The organism is Thermorhabdus hydrogeniformans (assembly GCF_049310025.1).
Taxonomy (GTDB): domain Bacteria; phylum Bacillota; class Thermosediminibacteria; order Thermosediminibacterales; family Tepidanaerobacteraceae; genus JBJYKD01.
Genome location: NZ_JBJYKD010000127.1, coordinates 1 through 275 on the forward strand (window position 1 = coordinate 1; position 275 = coordinate 275).

The 275-nt window shown below is 66.5% G+C and carries 1 protein-coding gene; it reads right to left on the minus strand.

Features of this window, described 5'->3' with window-relative positions; genetic code table 11:
* Positions 1-275, minus strand: a 275-nt coding sequence (locus ACKX14_RS15785) for a GAD domain-containing protein (protein ID WP_422449340.1), incomplete at both ends; no start/stop codon positions are given.

The following is a 275-nucleotide window of genomic DNA, read 5'->3' on the forward strand; positions in this document are numbered from 1 at the left end:
GCGCAGAGCTGCGGATCGATCAGGCCCAGGTCACGGCCGAGTCGCGAGCGCAGCCGGCCGAGGACGGTCGCCGCGAGCATCTCCTCGTCGGCGACCAACAACAAGAGGTCACCTGGCTTGGTGCCGGTTGCGGCCGCCAGGCCTGAAAGCTCGCTTTCGGACAGGAAGCGCGCGATCGGCGAGCGTGCGGCTAGCTTGCCGCCCTCTTCCTGAAGGCCGATCCATACTAGACCTTTTGCGCCCTGCTGCTGCGCGAAGGAGGTGAGATCGTCGAT